This window comes from Bacillus safensis FO-36b (assembly GCF_000691165.1).
GTDB lineage: Bacteria > Bacillota > Bacilli > Bacillales > Bacillaceae > Bacillus > Bacillus safensis.
On sequence record NZ_ASJD01000021.1, the window covers coordinates 1 to 18,057 of the forward strand.

The window sequence follows — 18,057 nt, forward strand, 5'->3', positions numbered from 1 at the left end:
TTGTCTTGTTTAGTTTTCAAAGAACTTGTTTACCGCTTCAGAAGCGACTAGAACATCTTATCACATCCAAGTTGTTAGTGTCAACAACTTTTTTGTTATTATGTTTTTTCGTTTCTTCGTCATCAGCGACGTATATTAATTTACCACCCTATCCAATCAAAGTCAATAATATTTTTCATTAAATAATAAACTTTTCAATGACGATTAAAGCTGCTACGCCCGGAATACCCAATAAACCACTAATTCCACTCGTTACAGGGTTAATAGAGACATGTAATCCTAGACTCTCGCCAAATAAGTTGAGGCAAAATAAAAAAAGAGCGCCTGCTACAAACTTCACTCCGATAAGCCCTAACCATTTGAATGGATTCGCCTGCACACCTGACATAAACAACAATAGCACAGCTAGCAAAATTGACCCGATCACAATAACAGGTTCCATAATCCTCTCATCTCCTCTTCATATGAATAGTACAAGCATATGAGAGGACTATGTATAATAGACCTGCTATTTCCAGTTGTTTAAACGTAAATTCCTCTTTTTCGCTTCTCTCAGATAGAAAAAGTACTTCGCTTGAGCAAGCTTTAATTCGAATAGAATGTCCGGTGAAGGCTCAACGCTATTTGCGACAAGCTTTTTTTGTCTGTTCCATTCTTCCTTTTGCTTAAAAAGCTCTTGAATTAATTTCTCATCGAATTCTTTTCGAATTGATTTTCTGCGAAGAAAACCCATGTACCGTACTTCTCCTTCCTACATCTCACGTCTGCCTTCTAGAGCCTTAGACAGTGTAACTTCATCCGCATACTCTAAATCCCCGCCTACTGGAAGTCCGTGAGCAATGCGAGAGAGTTTAATTCCTGATGGTTTTAACAATCTGGAGATATACATGGCTGTTGCTTCTCCTTCAATGTTTGGATTGGTTGCAAGGATCACCTCTGTCACTTGATCGTCTTGCAATCTTTTTAATAGGTCAGGAATTTTAATATCCTCTGGGCCAATTCCGTCCATTGGCGAAATGGCACCATGAAGCACATGATATAAGCCGTTGTATTCTTTCATTTTTTCCATTGCGATTACATCTTTTGGATCCTGCACTACACAGATAACAGATTGATCTCTTCTTGTATCTTCACAAATATAGCAAGGATCTTGGTCTGTGATATGACCGCATACCGAACAATAAGTTAAATTACGCTTTGCATTTACAAGCGCCTTCGCAAAATCTAGTACGACATCTTCTTGCATACTAAGAACAAAAAAAGCCAGACGGACCGCAGTTTTTGGTCCGATTCCTGGCAATTTCATAAAGCTGTCAATCAGCTTTGATATTGGTTCAGGATATTGCATCTTCAGTTATTCCTCCTAGAATAAACCTGGCATGTTCATTCCTTTTGTGAATTGACCCATCGTTTCATTCGTTAGCTCATCGACTTTTTTCAATGCATCGTTTGTCGCAGCAAGTACAAGATCTTGAAGCATATCGATATCTTCTGGATCAACAACTTCTTCATTAATTGCTACATCAACGACTTCTTTTTGTCCATTTACTTTTACAGTGACCATACCGCCACCAGCTGTACCTTCAAGGACTTTTTCTGCAAGCTCCTCTTGAGCCTTCGCCATATCCTTTTGCATTTTTTGCATTTGTTTCATCATTTTTTGCATATTTCCCATTCCACCGCGCATATGAACACCACTCTCTTTCATTTTTATTAATCTTTAATTTCAATTAAATCGGTTCCTACTAATTTCTTTGCTTCCGCAATCAATGGATCCTCTTCAGAAGAAGTTCCCTGACCATCTGCTTGTTCATCCGGCTGATGATCTCTTAAAAATTCTTCTCTTATTTTACCCCATTGAGCGTCAGGAACGCCAACTAATTCCACTCTTTTTCCTAACATAGACTCTAGCAGTTGTTCAAGATTGGTCCGAACACCACTTTTATCTTCAGCAACCATTTTACAATGTATTTCAAATTTGAATTTTAAAACAAAGGCATGCGAAGCAGCCGCAACTGGCTCACTGTCCGTTAATAACGCAGCGTGAGACACCTTATTCTGCTGTTTCAACTGGGCAAGGAGCTCTCCCCATTTGCCTTTAATTTTTTCTAACTCAGGCCGTTTCGCTTCTTTTAGAATCTCATGAATTCGGCCGACAGGAGCACGATAGCCATTTTTGTTACTTGTTTGTGGTCGAGGCGCTTCCTTTTTTTCTTGAGGGCTATGAGATGGAGACATTGGTACACCTTCGGCTCTTAGCCTTGATAGTTCCTGTTCCAGCCTGTTTATTTTATCTGTTAGCGCCGTTATATCAGCGTCAGCATGACCTTGTGTCAATCCTGCTGTTGACTGACACAGCTTTACAACAGCTACCTCAAAGAAAATCCTTGGATGATTTGTCCATTTCATTTCTTGGTGGCTTTTATTCAGGACTTCAATTGTTTCATACAGAAATTGAGGTGTCACACGATCTGACAGCGCCACGAAACTTTCGTCGACCTTTACCTTTTCAAGGACCCCCTCGAGATCTGGTGCCGTTTTATAAAGCAGCATATCTCTAAAGTAAAAAATCATATCCTCTATTAATTTAGCAGCATCTTTCCCCTGCTGGAGCAACTCATTTAATGTATCTAACGCTGTCGCAATATTTTGATCAAAAATTGCTTCAGCAAGCTGACTAATGAAATGCTGAGATACAGCACCTGTAATGAGCAGCGCATCATCAATTGTCAATTGTTCACCACTAAATGAAATCGCTTGATCCAAGAGACTTAGTGCATCACGCATACCGCCATCAGCTGCACTAGCAATAATCTCGAGCGAACCCTCCTGTACGTTAAGGCCTTCTGCATCTACAATTTTCTCCATTCTTCCAACAATATCTTTAGTCGTGATTCGTTTGAAATCAAATCGCTGACAACGAGATATGATGGTAAGAGGAATCTTATGGGGCTCTGTGGTAGCCAAAATAAAGATACAATGAGCAGGCGGTTCTTCCAGCGTTTTAAGGAGGGCATTAAATGCACCGATAGAGAGCATATGTACTTCATCTATAATATAAACCTTATACGTAACCGCCGAAGGAGCAAATTTCACTTTATCACGTATATCACGGATTTCATCTACCCCGTTATTCGAGGCAGCATCTATTTCAATCACATCTGAAATTGAACCGTTTGTAATCCCTTTACAGGCATCACATGCATTACACGGCTCACTAACAGGTGACTTTTCACAGTTCACTGCCTTAGCAAAGATTTTGGCAGCACTTGTTTTACCTGTTCCTCTAGGACCTGAAAATAAGTAAGCATGAGAAAACTTTTTCTGCAAAAGGGCATTTTGCAACGTTTTTGTGATGTGTTCTTGTCCAACAACATCCTCAAAAACTTGAGGTCTGAACACTCGATATAAAGCTTGATAACTCACAAATACGCCCTCCTCCATTTATCATCTTTTTCATTATACATGATGCACCGATCAATTCAAAAGCACACCTTTATTTTCTAATATGCCAAAAAGATGATTTCAACTATAGATTTTCTACTTTCCATGCATTAAAAACGTATTTTCTAGCTTTGTAAAAAGACCCGAGACCCCAATCAGAACACCAGTTCTTATTGCGATTAATGAAACAAACAAATGGAACCAAAAAGACTTTTTATCTATTTGTATAACCAAAGCAATTCAGCTATTCTTTGAACAGCAACAAAAAACTCACCTAGTTAAACTAGATGAGTTACATTTAATATTGATTTACCGTGCACCTTCTGTCGATTCGCTACCCCAAGCGTTACTTAAACAGTTAGCTCGGCCCAGGCAACCCTGCGGCACATGAGAGGTTTCACTTAATGCTGCTTCCTTCCGGACCTGACATGGTTCATGAATTCCCATTGCGCAGGACCCAGACGTCAACACCACTTATTTAAGGCAGACCTTGAAGTAAACGAACCTCGAGAAGGGATTCGGCCTCGCTAGAGCGGATTGCGAGTACAGGGCACCGCTACCTCCCCGCTTAGCACGGCAAAATGAATATTAAATTGTTAGTGACGCAGACATAAGTATACCTTCTTATAGCTCAAATTGCAAACGGCATCCATTCATTTACTTTTGGCTTGTTTCTTTCGCTGACGGAGATTTCGGAAGAACTGACTTAACAGCTCACCACACTCATTTTCAAGTACACCACCGATGACCTCAGACTGATGATTGAACCGTTCATCATCCAGTAAATTCATTAAAGTACCTGCGCATCCACCTTTTGGATCGTATGCACCAAAAACGACCTTTTTCACTCTAGAGAGAACAATAGCACCCGCACACATTGGGCATGGCTCAAGCGTAACGTAAAGCACAGCATCTTCTAAACGCCAGCTCCCTGTCGCTTTACATGCTTCATCAATAGCAAGTAATTCTGCATGTGCAATCGAACGCTGCTCACTTTCCCTTAAATTATGAGCCCGGCTCACAATTTGATCATCAACAACAATGATCGCACCAATCGGCACTTCCCCTATTTGTTCTGCTTTTAAGGCTTCAGAAATGGCTTCTTGCATAAACTGTTCATCTTTCGTCATAGCACGGCTCTCTTTTCATGTTTTTTAAAAGGAAATTGAGGTTAACATATTATCACAATCTTTTAAAGGGGGTCTTATTTTGTCAAAGCACCAAAAGGCGCTGCTTATTATCGACATGATTAATGATTTTGATTTTGAAATGGGACATGTGCTTGCAGAAAAAACAGAGCAAATGACCAATAAAATTTTAGCTCTTAAACAACATGCTTTCAAGGAAAATTGGCCAATCATTTATATCAACGATCACTACGGACTTTGGAAGGCTGATATCCAAGCTGTCCTGGAAACATGCAAAAATGAAAGAAGCGCTCCTATTTTAGAGAAAATGACACCATCTAAAGATAATTACTTCTTAATTAAACCTAAGCATTCTGCCTTCTACGGTACTGCACTAGAGACACTCTTAAATGAATTAGGTGTTGAGGACATTATTCTAACTGGAATTGCCGGAAACATTTGCGTTTTGTTCACTGCAAATGACGCATACATGCGAGAATACAATCTAATTGTACCTAAAGATTGTATCGCTTCAAACGACGACAGAGATAACGACTACGCTTTAACAATGATGGAGAACGTTCTTCTAGCCAAAATCACTACCGCTAAGGAAATCACGAATGAAAATCAAACATGATTTAGCCATAACCCTCATAAATTGTTAGCAATAACAAAGGGGGCGTTGACTATTCAAATTTATGTTGTCAAAAGAGGAGATACTTTAAACGACATTGCTATGCGTTTTAAAACGACAGTCAATGAAATCATCCGTACTAACGAAATCGAAACACCAAATCAACTCGTCATTGGACAAACAATTGTCATTCCAATTAGAGGTCAATTTTATGAGGTCAAACAAAATGACACACTATATCAAATTGGTAGACGGTTTCAAATCTCAGTAGAAGAATTGGCACGCGTGAACAGAATTCGGCCTGAAGCGATACTGCCTGTTCGTTTCTTGCTCTATATTCCACAAAGACCGAAAAGGAACATTAATTCCAATGCTTATATTGAACCACGGGGAAATCAAGTCAGTGAAAACTTAAAGCAGGCAGCTAGAGAGGCCTCCCCATACTTAACCCATTTAGACATCTTTAGTTTTCAAGCACAAAGAGATGGGACACTGCGAGAACCACCGTTAGACCAACTACCCCAGATTGCCGCTCAGAACAGAACTGTATTAACCATGGTGGTGACAAATCTAGAGAATGAAAAATTCAGTGATGAACTTGGGCGTATTCTTTTAACTAACCAATCTGTTAAAACGGCATTTTTAGATGAAATTGTTCGTGTTGCCAAAAAGTATCAATTCAAGGAAATCCATTTTGATTTTGAATATTTACGCCCTGCTGATAAAGATGCTTATATTCAATTTTTAAGAGAAGCAACAGCCCGTTTCCATCAAGAAAGATGGACAATATCTGTTGCACTTGCACCAAAAACAAGTAGTCAGCAAAAGGGCAAATGGTATGAAGCCCATGACTATGAAGCGATCGGTAAGATCGTCGATCATGTTGTGCTGATGACCTATGAATGGGGGTACAGCGGCGGCCCTCCACAAGCTGTCTCTCCAATTGGACCTGTCCGCCAAGTCATTGAATATGCACTAACTGTCATACCGGCCAATAAAATTGTAATGGGGCAGAATTTATACGGCTATGATTGGACACTTCCTTTCGTCCAGGGCGGCCCCATCGCCAAAGCCGTCAGTCCTCAACAAGCAATTGCACTTGCTAGAGAGCACAATGTCTCTATCTTATACGACGAAACAGCACAAGCACCCCATTTTCGTTATACAGATGCCAACAACAAAGAGCATGAGGTCTGGTTCGAAGACGCTAGATCGATTCAAGCAAAATTCAATCTCATCAAAGAGCTAAAATTGAACGGCATTGCTTATTGGAAATTAGGTCTATCTTTCCCACAAAATTGGCTCTTATTATCAGATCAATTTAATATTGAAAAAAGAACGACATCGTAATCCATTCACTCTATCAATTAGAAGGGGTATGGTACAATATACATTGGTTTGACAACTTTAACTTTATAGATAGAGGAGAACGCCTATGTATCCTGCCCCTTTTATTGCAGTGGAAGGCCCAATTGGAGCCGGAAAAACAACTTTGGCTACAATGCTTGCGAAGGAATTTCAATTTCCTTTAGTAAAAGAGATTGTAGAAGAAAATCCATTCTTAGATAAATTTTATGAAGATATGGAACAATGGAGCTTTCAGCTTGAGATGTTCTTTTTATGCAATCGGTTCAAACAGTTAGAATCAATTGAAGAAAACTATGTAAATAAACAGCAGCCGGTTGTCACTGATTATCACGTCTATAAAAATATGATATTTGCAGAAAGAACATTATCAAAAAAGCACATGGATAAATACAGAAAGATCTATCACCTGCTAACAGATGATCTTCCTAAACCAAATGCCATGATCTATATAAAAGCCAGCCTTCCCACCTTACTTGAAAGAATACAGATGAGAGGACGCTCTTTTGAAGAAGACATTGACCCAGCTTATTTAAAAACACTCATTGAAGATTACGAGCTGGCCATTGAACATTTAAAACAGACTGAGCCAGGGCTTCCCATCATTACAATTGAAGGAGATCATACAGACTTCGTTTCCTCACAGCAAGATTACCAGCAAATTGTACAGAACATAAAGGAGCAAGTGCTATGAACAATATCAAAATACCAAAGGACGCAGTCATCACAATTGCCGGGACTGTTGGTGTCGGCAAATCAACTATGACCAAAACAATAGCGGACAAGCTAGGGTTTCAAACCTCTCTTGAAAAAGTAGATGATAACCCATATTTAGAGCCTTTTTATTCAGATTTCCAAAGATGGAGCTTCCACTTACAGGTCTATTTCCTAGCTGAGCGTTTTAAGGAGCAAAAGCGGATTTTTGAATCTGGCGGAGGATATGTACAAGATCGTTCCATTTATGAGGACACTGGCATTTTTGCAAAAATGCATGCGGACAAAGGTACGATGTCTGAGGTCGATTATGAAACGTATACAAGCCTATTTGAGGCGATGGTGATGACACCTTACTTCCCTCACCCTGATGTCCTCATCTATCTACACGGGGATTTAGATCATATTTTACATCGTATTGAGGAACGCGGCAGAGAGATGGAAACTCAAACTGACCGGGCTTATTGGGAAGAAATGTACACTCGATACACGGAATGGATCGAACAATTTGATTTATGCCCAGTGATTAAAATTAATATTGAAGATTACGACTTACTTCATGATGAAAGCTCACTTGATCCCATTCTTCATGAAATAGCTTCTGTTATTCAAAAAAATCGCAATAAAACAAAATAAAAAAACCGCTGCATTCGCGAAATGCAGCGGTTTGACAATTTCCAATTTTTATGCTTGCGTTCAATTCAACTAAGGTAAAAAATCAATATGGCGGAGGAAGAGGGATTCGAACCCCCGCGGGCTTTGACACCCCTGTCGGTTTTCAAGACCGATCCCTTCAGCCGGACTTGGGTATTCCTCCGTATCGACAAGAATTAATATACCATATCATTTTATTTGAAGTCAACACCTTTTCGTAAAAAAATTTCAATATGTGATTTTTGCATGATGTTTGCCTATAAAAAAGCAGCCATTGACGGCTGTTCTTGATCTATTTCGTATCCTGTCTAATTTCTTCAATAAACTGATTCATCTCTACTTTAAACTCATTTAATGACTCGATAATCTTCGTAAAGTCTGTCACTTGTTTGGCTTGTTCATTTGTTGAGCTGCTGATTTGTGAGATGTTTTCAGACAAAGTGCCAATGCTGTCTTGGATTTCTTTTAAAAATGTATTAATGGTTTCAGCCGCTTCCTTCGAGCCATCTGATAATTTGCGAACTTCATCAGCAACGACAGCAAACCCTTTTCCGTTCTCACCTGCTCTTGCGGCTTCAATTGCAGCATTTAAACCAAGCAGATTTGTTTGTCTAGCAATTCCGCCAATGGTTTTGACGACTTCTTCAATATTCGCAGATTTCTCTTCCGCTCTTCCTGCCTGTTCGCTTATTTCTAAACTTGTGGCAGCCAGTTCTTGTGAATGTGCAGCAATTTGCTCAATTCCACCTTGGAGTTCTTTCGCTACTTTATTGATTTGCTCCATATAACCGCTTAATTTCTTTTCGCGATGATGTGAAAATGCCACTAAAAAAGAGCCGATTACTTTTCTATCTTCATCAAAAATCGGGTAACCTTTTACAGCAATTTCATAACCATATAAATGCTCTGGTAAATGACCGTCATATTCTTGTCCTCTTAATGTCGTCGCCACATTTTGGTCTTCTGGGTTCAATGGGTCTCCAACTTTCATACCAAAATCTATTGTGTTAGACGGGTAATAACAAAGTATCTTCTCTGTATCTGTGATGCCGAAAAGAATACTTTCATCTAGTACCTTTCTAAGTAAATGAGCCATTTCAACATAATAGTCAAGCCTATTCACGGTTATTCCTTCTTTCCTAGAAGCTTTTAATTTTTTTATCGGCTAAATTCAGGAAAACTGTAGGACTTTTGGTAAAAAGAAAAAGATGCCTTGACGGCATCTTATTTCATCACTTCTTTATTTCCCATATAAGGACGCAGTACTTCAGGAATGATTACTGTGCCGTCCTCTTGTTGATAGTTTTCTAAAATAGCCGCTACGGTTCTTCCTACCGCTAATCCAGATCCATTTAATGTGTGGACATGTTCTGGCTTCGCTTTAGGTTCTGGACGGAAACGAATGTTTGCACGTCTTGCTTGGAATGCTTCGAAGTTACTGCAAGAAGAAATTTCACGGTACGTATTCTGGCTCGGAATCCACACTTCGATATCGTATTTCTTCGCAGCTGTGAATCCTAAATCTCCCGTACACATGCTCATGACACGGTATGGCAGGTTCAATAGCTGAAGAACTTTTTCTGCTTGATTTGTTAGTTTCTCTAATTCTTTATAAGAATCTTCTGGTCTGACAAATTTAACAAGCTCTACCTTGTTAAATTGATGCTGACGGATGAGTCCGCGTGTATCTCTTCCGGCAGATCCTGCTTCTGATCTAAAGCAAGCACTGAATGCTGCATAGTTGATTGGCAGCTGCTCACCTTCGAGAATTTCGTCACGATGCATGTTCGTAATTGGCACTTCAGCTGTTGGAATGAGGAAGTAATCTTCTTCACGTATTTTAAAGGCATCCTCTTCGAACTTTGGAAGCTGACCAGTTCCTGTCATGCTCGCTCTGTTGACCATATAAGGTGGAAGCACTTCAGTAAAACCAAACTCATCCACATGTAAATCAAGCATAAAGTTATACAATGCGCGTTCTAAGCGTGCGCCAAGCCCTTTATAAAAAACGAAACGGCTTCCTGTCACTTTTCCTGCACGTTCAAAATCAAGGATTTTTAGCTCATCAGCTACGTCCCAATGTGGTTTTGGTTCAAATGAGAAGGCTGGCTGTTCGCCCCATTTTCTCACTTCCACGTTGTCGTCTTCTGTTTCACCAACTGGTACAGAGTCATGGGGGATATTTGGAATTGAGAACAGGATGTGCTGCAGGCTTTCTTCTACTGTTCTTAGCTCATCATCCAGCTTCTTGATCTCATCTCCTACCTCACGCATTTCTTGAATAATATGATCGGCGTCTTTCTTTTCTCTTTTTAGAACGGCCACTTGCTGTGATACTTCATTTCTTCGGCTCTTTAATTCTTCTGTTTTCCCGATTAATTCTCTTCTTTTTTGATCTAGCTCACCAAACTTATCAAAATCCGCTAAATCTTCGCCTCGGTGTGCTAATTTTTCTTTGATTTGATCAAAGTCCGTGCGCAGTTGTTTAATATCCAGCATGTGTAACACTCCTTTTTTTATCGAAAAATAAAAAGAGCCCTCATCCCATGAAAGGGACGAGAGCTCTCGCGTTGCCACCCTGATTGAAAACATGCAAAGACATGCTTTCCTCTTTCCTCTGTAACGGTATCACCGTAAATGCTTACTTCTCTAGTTTCAGCATTTCGCTCAAGGATGGATTCAGAATGCATCTTTCACCGATTCTCACCAACCATCGGCTCTCTGAGAAAGAGGGGCTTCTTACTATTTCCCGTCAACGCTTTTTCGATCTTTGATTGTGATTTTAATGTACTATAAGTTTTATCTCTTTTCAACCGTTTTATACAGCAAGCTTCGTTTTGTAGGACTTCACCATGTCTACAAACAGCTGTGTTAACCGGTGATCGTCTGTCAGCTCTGGATGAAAAGAGCAGCCTAAGATATTGTTTTCTTTCGCCATCACAATCCTGCCATCATATTCAGCCATGATTTCTACGTCATCATCTGCGCTGATGATATGAGGCGCACGGATGAATACCCCTGTAAACGGCGCATCCAGTCCTTTTACTTCTAAATCTGCTTCAAAGCTGTCTACCTGTCTGCCAAAAGAATTCCGTGCAACAGATACATTTAACAGTCCAAGATGAGCATCTTCTCGATCTTCGATATGCTTTGCCAGCATAATCAAACCGGCACATGTCCCGAAAATCGGTTTCCCTTGAGCAGCGAACGCTTTGATCGGGTCATTGAATTGGTACGTATCCATGAGTCTTCTCATCGTCGTACTTTCTCCACCAGGGATAATCAAACCGTCAACGGATTTTAGCTCTTCTACACGTTTGATGATCTTTCCTTCTGCGCCGCAGGCTTCAATCGATTGAATATGCTCTCTCACCGCTCCTTGAAGCCCTAGTACACCAATTGTCAGCATGTTCGTTTGCGCTCCCTTAATTACCAGCCACGCTCTTGCATACGTTCTTCTGGCAGTAGATTTGAAATTTCAATTCCTTTCATAGCTGTTCCAAGCTCTTTTGAAAGTTCTGCAATGAGACGGTAATCAGTGTAATGAGTCGTTGCTTCAACAATTGCTTTTGCAAATTTAGCTGGATTGTCTGATTTGAAAATACCAGATCCGACAAATACACCGTCTGCGCCTAGCTGCATCATTAATGCAGCATCTGCTGGTGTCGCAACGCCTCCTGCTGCAAAGTTCACAACTGGCAGTTTGCCGTCTCTTTTGATTTGCAGCAATAATTCATAAGGCGCGCCAAGATTCTTGGCTTCTGTCATCAGTTCATCTTCACTCATAGCCGATACTTTACGAATCTGAGCATTGACCTTTCTCATATGACGAACAGCTTCTACGATGTTGCCTGTCCCAGGTTCTCCTTTTGTGCGAAGCATAGAAGCGCCTTCTGCGATACGGCGGGTTGCCTCACCTAAATCGCGGCATCCACAGACAAAAGGTACTGTGTATTCATTTTTATTTAAATGGAATTCCTCATCTGCGGGCGTCAGCACTTCACTCTCATCGATATAATCAACACCAAGTGCTTCAAGAACACGAGCCTCGACGATGTGGCCGATACGTGCTTTTGCCATGACTGGAATCGTTACTGCATTTTGTACTTCCTCTACGATTCTTGGGTCTGCCATACGGGCAACACCGCCTGCAGCACGGATATCAGCTGGTACTCGTTCTAGTGCCATGACTGCCACTGCACCTGCTTCTTCTGCAATTTTTGCCTGCTCCGCATTGACGACATCCATAATGACGCCGCCCTTTTGCATTTCTGCCATTCCACGTTTCACTCGTTCAGTTCCCTTATTGATCACAATAGTTTCCTCCCATTTGTCTATTCGATTCATTCAACATCTTTATCATACAAGCGAGGAAGTATAACAATAAAGAGAATAGTATAACAATTCAATCAGCCGATAAAAAAGAATAAATCCTTGTATATAAAGGGTTTTCAGCTAAAAACATGTCATTTTCTCTATCAAGTGAGATTTACATGTTATAATGCAACTATAACAATTAAAAATCATGTATAACAATTTTGCATTCAATGGAGGGGTTTCATGCATATTGATATCCATCGACACTCTGATACATCTCTTTCAAATCAAATTTACTTTTCAATCATCGATCACATTCAATCGGGTTTGCTTCAGCAAGGAGAAAAGCTGCCAACTGTCCGTGATTTAGCTAAGCAGCTCAATGTGAGTCTTGTCACGGCAGCTAAGGCATACACCCGATTAAAAGACGACGGATACTTAACGACGGTGCAAGGTAAAGGAACTTTTGTGAATGAGCAGCAAGAGCAGGCAGAGACCCCGGTTCCATCATCTACCTCTTTCGATTGGCAGTTGTCGATTCCAGATTATTTACCACGGTCTCAATTCGCTCAGTATCACTATGTCGAAGAAGCCATTAACCTTTCTTCCTCTATGATCGATCCAGGGCTTTTGCCAAACCGGTATTTAGAAAAAGAAATGCAGCATGTACTAGCCAGACATCCTCAAATCATGTCGAAGTATGGAGAAATACAAGGTGATCTTCAGCTGCGGCAGGTCATTCAATCTTTTTTAGAAAAGTTGGATGTGCCGTCTACACCTGAAAATATCCTTGTAACAAGTGGTTCTCAGCAAGGGCTTGATTTGGTGGCACGTACGTTTATTGGGCCGGATGATGTGGTTGTCATGGAAGCACCGACCTATCCTGGGGCCATTGATGTCTTTATGGGCAGAGGAGCAAGAATCATTACCGTCCCTGTCGATCATGAAGGAATGAACATGAAGCAGCTTCAAAGCATTTGTGATAAATATAAACCGAAGCTGATCTATACGATTCCTACTTTCCACAGTCCAACAGGGGCCAGTATGTCGATGAAACGTAGAAAACAGCTTCTCTTACTGGCTCAAAGCATTGATTGTCTCATTGTAGAAGATGACCCTTATCGTGAGCTTTATTTTGAAAAGAAGCCGCCAGCACCTATTAAAAGCTTGGACCATGATGGACACGTCATTTACTTACGAGGATTAAGTAAAACACTGGCTCCAGGATGCAGAATAGGGATTATCACCGCATCAGGCTCGATATTTAACCGCTTATTAGCTGCAAAGGCCAATAATGACTTAGGCAGCCCTCTCCTCACACAAAAGGCTATATTGCCGTTTCTGACATCGAAGAAAATGATTGATCATACGAAGAAGCTAAGAACCGCCTTGAAGGTGAGACGCGATTTGATGATGGATGTGTTAACGAAGCACGCACCGAAAGATGTAACGTGGCAAATTCCACAGGGCGGTCTCAATTTATGGCTCAGCTTTCCTTCCTGGGTCGATACACGCGCACTGTTACATGAGGCCCGTAAGCAGCAAATTACTTTTCTACCTGGCTCTGTCTGCTATCCTGGAGAGCCGAAACAGAATTATATCCGCCTCAGCTTTTCTTATGTGAATGAAAAAGCACTGGCAGAGGGCGTGGAAAAGTTATGTGGTATTTTTCAGCAAGCCTTGTCCACTCCTCAAAATCAGAAGCAATCGCTCTTCTTTTAACGATAAAAAAACTGCTCTCGTGTATAGAGAGCAGTTTTTTATTAGAACCAGCCTTTTACTGTGTCAACGATTCCGCCCCAAATGCCAGCGAAGAATCCACCTACACCACGCATTGCAAGGATGAACCAGTTTGCTTTTTCATCGCTTGTTTTCGTCACAAGCTCAACACCTGATTGGTCTTTATTTAAATAACCGTAGTCCTTCTCATCACCAGAATAAGAAGTCGTCAGCATGCCAACCTTCGTTCCTTTTTTAATAGGCGCTTCTAGGTTCTTTTTCTCGATATTTACTTTTGCTTTATAGCTCTTTTCGTCACCATTTTTAACTGGTACAGAAAATGCTTCTTTCGTCACAACAGGTACTTCTTTATCTTTGCCTTTATCCACTTCGATGTTTTCATGTCCTTTAATTTGTTGACCTTTTTTGTACATTTCTTTCATCGTGAAGTTTTTAAACGCATAGTCGAATAGTTTTTTTGCCACGTCGAAACGTGCTGTATGAAGATTACCTTTTGCATTCAAGATAACTGCGATGACACGCATGTCACCTTGTTTTGCTGTACCTGTGAAGCTAGAACCGGCTGAATCTGTAGATCCTGTTTTCAGCCCGTCTACACCTTTATATTCCTTCACAAGTCCTTTAAGCATGAAGTTCCAGTTAGGCATGTCCATTTCATCGTCAGTGCCTTCTCTGAACTTTGTTTTCGCAATACTTGCTGTTTCAAGAATTTCTGGATGGTCTTTGATGAGATGCTGTGCAAGCAAAGCCATATCTTTTGCAGATACTTCACTTTCTTCATCAGGACCTGTACCTTTTGGCTGTTGGCCATGTAAGTCTTTATTTTCCAGACCAGTTGCATTCACAAATTTGTAGTTTGTTAAACCAAGTTCTTTTGCTTTTGCGTTCATTTTTTCAACAAACTTCGATTCTGATCCAGCGATCACTTCTGCTAAACCAATCGCTGCTGCATTTGCCGAATAAATAGCCGTTGCTTGATAAAGTTCTTTTACTGTATACGAACCATCTTTTCTCAAAGGAACGTTGGATAAGCTGCGGTCCTGAGAAATTTCGTATACATAATCATCTGGCGTATACTTTTGATCCCATTTCACTTTTCCTTCAGCAATTGCCTCTAGTAATAGATACTCTGTCATCATTTTTGCCATACTTGCAATAGGCAGTCTTTGATCTGCGTTTTTACTATAAAGAATTTTACCTGTAGAAGCTTCAATAAGGATCGCTGCTTTCGCATTCACACTGAATGGATCTTCAGCAGCTTTTGCTTTGGACATTGGTGTAAATGCTGTAACAATCAATGCCAATGCAAGGATAGAGACCATAAGCTGTTTCATCATCTTGCTGTTCAATCGTCATACCTCCGTATTCATCTTTTTTCGACGTTTTTCATATATATGTAATCCACAAGGGCTTATCTCAACACAACAGTATAAATTTTATCACAATAAAGACAAAAAAAATAGACAGAGTCATAGACCCTGTCAAATGTAATTTGATTGTCACAATTTATCAAGAAATTGTGTAGTTTGGTGATTCTTTTGTAATTTGTACATCATGTGGATGACTCTCACGAAGTCCTGCACCCGTCATACGAATGAATTGTGCTTCTTCTCTAAGAGTGCGTAAATCTTGTGTTCCACAATAGCCCATACCAGAACGAATACCGCCAACTAGTTGATACACTGTATCAACGACTGGCCCTTTGTATGGTGTACGGCCTTCAATACCTTCAGGAACGAATTTTTTATTATCTTCTTGGAAGTAACGATCTTTACTTCCTTTTTCCATTGCAGCGACAGAACCCATACCACGATAAACTTTGAAACGTCTACCTTGGAAAATTTCTGTTTCTCCTGGGCTTTCAGATGTACCAGCTAGAAGGCTTCCCAGCATAACAGCATGTCCGCCAGATGCTAATGCTTTCACGATATCACCTGAATATTTAATTCCACCATCTGCAATAATAGCTTTACCATGTTTTCTTGCTTCTGTTGCACAGTCATAGATCGCTGTGATTTGTGGTACACCGACACCTGCAACAACACGTGTTGTACAAATAGATCCTGGTCCGATACCGACTTTCACAATATCTGCTCCTGCTTCAAACAATGCTTTTGTTGCTTCAGCTGTTGCAACATTACCAGCAATGATGTTAAGAGAAGGATACGTTTCACGGATTTTCGATACAGTGTTTAGAACACCTTGAGAATGACCGTGTGCTGTATCAATGACAATGACATCTACATTGGCTTCGACTAATTTTTTCACACGTGTCATTGTATCGCCAGTGACACCAACAGCGGCACCAACAATTAAACGGCCATGTGCATCTTTAGAGGAGTTAGGGAATTCAATCACTTTTTCAATATCTTTGATTGTGATAAGACCTTTTAACGTTCCTTCGTCATCTAAAAGAGGTAATTTTTCAATCTTGTACTGCTGTAGGATTTTTTCAGCTTCTTCTAATGTTGTACCAACAGAAGCTGTCACAAGTTCCTCTTTTGTCATCACGTCGCTAATCTTCATTGAATAATCCGAAATAAAACGAAGGTCACGGTTCGTAATAATACCAACAAGCTTTTGGTCTTGTTCATTGTTGACAATCGGTACACCTGAAATACGGTATTTACCCATCAAATGCTCTGCATCAAATACTTGATGCTCTGGTGTTAAGAAGAATGGATTTGTAATAACGCCGCGCTCTGAACGTTTTACTTTATCCACCTGTTCTGCTTGCTGTTCAATGGACATGTTCTTATGAATAATACCAAGACCACCTTGACGTGCCATTGCAATCGCCATTTGTGATTCCGTCACTGTGTCCATTCCCGCACTGATAATTGGAATGTTTAGCTTTAATGTGCTTGTTAGCTCCACTGATAAATCGACATCACGCGGAAGTACTTCAGACTTTGCTGGAACAAGCAAAACATCGTCAAACGTCAAACCTTCTTTTGAAAATTTACTTTCCCACATTAGTAAATCCCCCTCTTTTCGGCAAAATATTATATGTAGATTATCAACTAGCAAACAGCATGTCAAGGAAGCAACAAACAGTTGCAATTTTTAGAAAATATAAAGAGAGTTGAGGAAGAAGATGAAAAGTTCAGGATGGAAGGATTTAAAACGTTTTTACTCGCTCGAAACCTCCCAAAAGTTTCTATTTCAACAATATGAGAAACGGAACATTCAAGATGCAAACCAGCAAGCCTATAAAAACTGTGAACGATTTATTTACTTTTTAAAACATGGCCATACGTTCTATGAACAGGCAGCGATCGCGCCTCTAGAACTTAAACCCATTTTATTGTTTTATGGAATGGCACAGCTGCTAAAAGCATGTTTGCTGACAGTGGATCCCCATTATCCTTCTCAAACCTCTGTTTTAGCTCATGGCGTAACATCGAGAAAGAGAAAGAAACAGCATTACCGTTTTAGTGAAGATGAGGTGAAAATCCAAAGAAATGGGCTATGTATGCATGTGTTAAAGCATCTATTTCAATTAAATGGTCTTGAAGATGAACGATTTACGATGATCCATCTCCTGTCTAAAATACCTGAAATGAGTCATATTCTTGAGTTTCAAAAGCAGCCCTCGACTTTAGTTAAAGTAGAAAAGGCTAATGGAATGATGATTCAAGATCATATTCCATTACTTTATAACATGTCTGCTGAACGCTTTATTGAATACTTTAAGTTTCATACAAGCTGGAAACTCAAACAGAGAGAGGCTAAAAAACTGACGTTTGATGTATTTCTTGAAGAAAACCCAGCACTTGCTACTCATCTTCATTATGATTTAGAAATGGATCAATGGTTTATACCCTCAACACGAGATGCTTTTCTAGGGATTCCTGAAATCATCAGCCATTACTTATTGATGTATAACCTTAGTATGATTGCCCGCTACGAAACAGAATGGTGGTACGAGCTGCTGTCTCAATACATTAGCGATGATTACGTCATGATTGAACGCTACATGGAGATTGCAGAAGAGAAGTTCCCAGCATACATCATGATGCTGTTAGAAGAAAAAACAAAAAAGACCAGTTCCGACTGGAA

17 protein-coding genes, 1 tRNA gene, 1 other RNA gene, 1 pseudogene and 1 other annotated feature are annotated in these 18,057 nt (G+C 40.2%); of the genes and pseudogenes, 6 read left to right on the plus strand and 14 right to left on the minus strand.

What is annotated here, in order from left to right; translation table 11 throughout:
* Positions 1 to 178: 178 nt before the first annotated feature.
* From BA81_RS18605 to tadA, 7 genes are all read right to left on the minus strand, one after another.
* The gene (locus BA81_RS18605; RefSeq protein ID WP_034284261.1) at positions 179 to 442 is read right to left on the minus strand and encodes a pro-sigmaK processing inhibitor BofA family protein; all 264 of its coding nucleotides are present in this window, start codon (positions 440 to 442) and stop codon (positions 179 to 181) included.
* Between the two features lie 66 nt (positions 443 to 508).
* The gene (locus BA81_RS18610) at positions 509 to 733 is read right to left on the minus strand and encodes a YaaL family protein (protein ID WP_034284262.1); all 225 of its coding nucleotides are present in this window, start codon (positions 731 to 733) and stop codon (positions 509 to 511) included.
* A gap of 18 nt (positions 734 to 751) precedes the next feature.
* Positions 752 to 1,348: a recombination protein RecR gene (gene recR, locus BA81_RS18615; protein ID WP_003218094.1), complete on the minus strand. Its 597-nt coding sequence runs from the start codon at positions 1,346 to 1,348 to the stop codon at positions 752 to 754.
* A 15-nt stretch (positions 1,349 to 1,363) separates the two neighbouring features.
* On the minus strand, positions 1,364 to 1,687 hold the full coding sequence (locus tag BA81_RS18620; RefSeq protein WP_008342011.1) for a YbaB/EbfC family nucleoid-associated protein: 324 nt from the start codon (positions 1,685 to 1,687) through the stop codon (positions 1,364 to 1,366).
* Positions 1,688 to 1,713: 26 nt separating this feature from the next.
* On the minus strand, positions 1,714 to 3,426 hold the full coding sequence (dnaX, locus tag BA81_RS18625) for a DNA polymerase III subunit gamma/tau (protein ID WP_034284263.1): 1,713 nt from the start codon (positions 3,424 to 3,426) through the stop codon (positions 1,714 to 1,716).
* Positions 3,427 to 3,756: 330 nt separating this feature from the next.
* Positions 3,757 to 4,021, minus strand: an RNA gene (gene ffs / locus BA81_RS19500) — signal recognition particle sRNA large type.
* A 76-nt stretch (positions 4,022 to 4,097) separates the two neighbouring features.
* Positions 4,098 to 4,574: a tRNA adenosine(34) deaminase TadA gene (tadA, locus tag BA81_RS18630; RefSeq protein WP_034284264.1), complete on the minus strand. Its 477-nt coding sequence runs from the start codon at positions 4,572 to 4,574 to the stop codon at positions 4,098 to 4,100.
* 79 nt (positions 4,575 to 4,653) lie between these two features.
* On the opposite strand from tadA, the gene BA81_RS18635 reads away from it, so the two are divergent.
* The 4 genes from BA81_RS18635 (at position 4,654) to BA81_RS18650 (ending at position 7,920) form a co-directional block, all read left to right on the plus strand.
* Positions 4,654 to 5,208 (plus strand): cysteine hydrolase family protein, encoded by a 555-nt coding sequence (locus BA81_RS18635; RefSeq protein WP_034284265.1) that lies wholly within the window; start codon positions 4,654 to 4,656, stop codon positions 5,206 to 5,208.
* A gap of 99 nt (positions 5,209 to 5,307) precedes the next feature.
* Complete coding sequence (locus BA81_RS18640) at positions 5,308 to 6,555, plus strand: glycoside hydrolase family 18 protein (RefSeq protein ID WP_248605684.1); 1,248 nt, start codon at positions 5,308 to 5,310, stop codon at positions 6,553 to 6,555.
* Positions 6,556 to 6,640: 85 nt separating this feature from the next.
* Positions 6,641 to 7,264 carry a deoxynucleoside kinase gene (locus BA81_RS18645; RefSeq protein WP_024425759.1) on the plus strand — a complete coding sequence of 208 codons (624 nt, stop codon included), beginning with the start codon at positions 6,641 to 6,643 and terminating at the stop codon, positions 7,262 to 7,264.
* Complete coding sequence (locus BA81_RS18650; RefSeq protein ID WP_034284267.1) at positions 7,261 to 7,920, plus strand: deoxynucleoside kinase; 660 nt, start codon at positions 7,261 to 7,263, stop codon at positions 7,918 to 7,920. Before BA81_RS18645 ends, BA81_RS18650 begins: the two co-directional genes overlap by 4 nt.
* An 88-nt stretch (positions 7,921 to 8,008) precedes the next feature.
* Here BA81_RS18650 and BA81_RS18655 read toward each other — a convergent pair.
* From BA81_RS18655 to pdxS, 5 genes and pseudogenes are all read right to left on the minus strand, one after another.
* A tRNA-Ser gene (locus tag BA81_RS18655) sits at positions 8,009 to 8,101 on the minus strand.
* Positions 8,102 to 8,230: 129 nt separating this feature from the next.
* Positions 8,231 to 8,566 (minus strand): annotated as a pseudogene (locus tag BA81_RS20225) (methyl-accepting chemotaxis protein); the annotation flags it as partial.
* Positions 8,567 to 9,162: 596 nt separating this feature from the next.
* Positions 9,163 to 10,437, minus strand: a complete 1,275-nt coding sequence (gene serS, locus BA81_RS18665) for a serine--tRNA ligase (RefSeq protein ID WP_034284268.1) — start codon at positions 10,435 to 10,437, stop codon at positions 9,163 to 9,165.
* Positions 10,438 to 10,486: 49 nt separating this feature from the next.
* Positions 10,487 to 10,703 (minus strand) — a binding site (T-box leader).
* 53 nt (positions 10,704 to 10,756) lie between these two features.
* Positions 10,757 to 11,347 carry a pyridoxal 5'-phosphate synthase glutaminase subunit PdxT gene (gene pdxT / locus BA81_RS18670; RefSeq protein WP_034284269.1) on the minus strand — a complete coding sequence of 197 codons (591 nt, stop codon included), beginning with the start codon at positions 11,345 to 11,347 and terminating at the stop codon, positions 10,757 to 10,759.
* Positions 11,348 to 11,367: 20 nt separating this feature from the next.
* Positions 11,368 to 12,252 carry a pyridoxal 5'-phosphate synthase lyase subunit PdxS gene (pdxS, locus tag BA81_RS18675; protein ID WP_034284270.1) on the minus strand — a complete coding sequence of 295 codons (885 nt, stop codon included), beginning with the start codon at positions 12,250 to 12,252 and terminating at the stop codon, positions 11,368 to 11,370.
* Positions 12,253 to 12,498: 246 nt separating this feature from the next.
* Between pdxS and pdxR the strand changes: the two genes are divergently transcribed.
* Positions 12,499 to 13,977 carry a MocR-like pyridoxine biosynthesis transcription factor PdxR gene (pdxR, locus tag BA81_RS18680; protein WP_034284271.1) on the plus strand — a complete coding sequence of 493 codons (1,479 nt, stop codon included), beginning with the start codon at positions 12,499 to 12,501 and terminating at the stop codon, positions 13,975 to 13,977.
* Positions 13,978 to 14,018: 41 nt separating this feature from the next.
* On the opposite strand, the gene BA81_RS18685 is transcribed toward pdxR, so the two are convergent.
* Positions 14,019 to 15,344 (minus strand): D-alanyl-D-alanine carboxypeptidase family protein, encoded by a 1,326-nt coding sequence (locus BA81_RS18685; protein WP_034284272.1) that lies wholly within the window; start codon positions 15,342 to 15,344, stop codon positions 14,019 to 14,021.
* 160 nt (positions 15,345 to 15,504) lie between these two features.
* Positions 15,505 to 16,971, minus strand: a complete 1,467-nt coding sequence (guaB, locus tag BA81_RS18690; protein ID WP_024426749.1) for an IMP dehydrogenase — start codon at positions 16,969 to 16,971, stop codon at positions 15,505 to 15,507.
* A 121-nt stretch (positions 16,972 to 17,092) separates the two neighbouring features.
* Here guaB and BA81_RS18695 point away from each other — a divergent pair.
* Positions 17,093 to 18,057: YaaC family protein (locus BA81_RS18695; protein WP_034284273.1), on the plus strand; the 965-nt coding region annotated here is incomplete at its 3' end.